The organism is Algoriphagus terrigena DSM 22685 (assembly GCF_000429445.1).
Classification (GTDB): Bacteria; Bacteroidota; Bacteroidia; order Cytophagales; family Cyclobacteriaceae; genus Algoriphagus; species Algoriphagus terrigena.
In genome coordinates, this window is record NZ_AUBW01000055.1 from 1 (window position 1) to 1,828 (window position 1,828).

Sequence of the window (1,828 nt, forward strand, 5' to 3'; positions counted from 1 at the left end):
CCCTTGTACCCCGCATACCCCGGATTCACGTGCAACCCGTTGAAGATGTACTGGCTGAACTGCGGAAGCTGCTGGCCAAAAGTCCCCCCGGTGGCCAATACGGCCACCAGAAGGGTCATTCCTATGATTTTAAAAGTCGTTTTCATGGCTCTTGTCTTTATTCTTTGATTACCTGAATCCATCCTTTGAACTCGTGTACTTTTCCTGATCCGTCAGTCAGCTTCAGCACGTAGAAGTAAGTACCCGCTACCTGACCCGGGGCATCCCAGTCGTTTTGGTATTCTTTCTTCTCCAGTACGTGGTCCCCCAATCTGTTCAGGATCACGATCTCGCTGGAAGCAAACTTGCCCAATCCCTTGATCTCAAACGTGTCGTTGTCCCCGTCACCGTTTGGCGTAATCACGTTCGGGATACGGAACGGAAGGATCTCGTTCTCATCGGTCGCCTCATTGTCCTCCCCGTTGGTGTCTTCTTCCCCAGAGTCCACCGTCACCACGTTCCGGATCTGGCCCGCGTCTCCGGCACGAACCCGGATGCGGAGCGTGATCTCCCCGTCTGCCGGCAGGAACGGTACGGTCCAAGTGACTGTGCTGCCGTTCACCGTCGCATTGCCTACCTGGATCTGTGGATCGCTCACGCTGACCACACCCGAACTCACGTAGCTGACGTTCGCAGGCAGATTGTCCACAATGTTCACCTGGGTGGCTGGAGTGCCGCCGATGTTGGACACCACGATCTGGTACTCAAACTCGTCGCCCTCGTAGATCTCGGCCTCGAAGCTGGTCTTGGTCACCGACAGGTCCACGTTGTCGTTCAATATTCTGAAGAACACCAGTGCATCGTCGTTGTTGTCCGGGAAGGCCGTCTCTCTCAGGATATACTTCAGGGTATAGTCTCTTACCTCATTCACTCCGGGGATCAGGCTCAGCTCGCCGTTTTCGTCAATCAGCAAACCGATGATGCCGTCCAGCTCGGTGAATTCGAAGTCCACATCGGCCGGATCAGGACGCTGTCCTTCCAACAGGTCGTTGTCCAGGATGTTGCCGATCACCCCGCCGAAGCTCAGGAAGTGTGATCCGAACTCGTCGTCGTTGGCGATGATCTGCCGTGCCTCAACTCCCACGGAAACCTCGTCCTGGTCGCTGACCTCCTCTTCCGAAGGAGTCTGGGCGGTAACCGTAGCCACGTTCAATACCGATGGATTCTCCAGGTCGCCCGCCGTGACTGTATAGCTGGTCACAAACTCCCGCACCTGACCCGGCAGCAGCAGGTTCACCTGCGCTTCAAATCCGGTCAGCGGATCGTTCACTTCCACGTTGACCAGCGGTGCGGTGCCCGTGTTGGTCACCGTCAGGGTGTAGTTGATCACGTCCCCAATCCCGCTTATCGTGGATCTGTCCGCTGTTTTTGTCAGCTCAATCGAAGGGGTCAGGTCGATCAACACCACCGCATCATCCTGGGCACTGTATGGGGTTCCCGTAGGGCCATCCACCAGGTTCACCTGCGCAATGTTGACAATCGGCTCTCCGCTCAACAGATCCTGCAGGGTCACGGTATAGGTCGTGCTGTAGGATTTCTCCTCGCCCGGTGCCAGGGTAACTCCCGGTACCGACAGGCCGGTCTTCGGATCTGTCAGCGTTCCGCTCGACAGGGTCACGTTGCCGGTGTTTTTCACCACCAGGGTATAGTTCAGCACCACGCCCTCCAGGCTGACCGAGTTCAGGTCCACCGACTTGTCCAGGGTTACCGACGGGTTTCTTTCTATCGGAGTCTCCTCTTCGTCTTCGTCTGTCGGATCTTCTCCCTCAGGGCTGTCGCCGGTCACGAT

At 56.7% G+C, this 1,828-nt stretch carries 2 protein-coding genes; both read right to left on the reverse strand.

The genetic code is table 11. The features are described 5' to 3' along the window. Positions 1-119, reverse strand: a 119-nt coding sequence (locus G459_RS30050; RefSeq protein ID WP_245588241.1) for a type IX secretion system membrane protein PorP/SprF, incomplete at its 3' end; no start/stop codon positions are given. 38 nt (positions 120-157) lie between these two features. Beyond that, on the reverse strand, positions 158-1,828 hold a 1,671-nt coding region (locus G459_RS0123840), incomplete at its 5' end, for a DUF7507 domain-containing protein (RefSeq protein WP_342664348.1).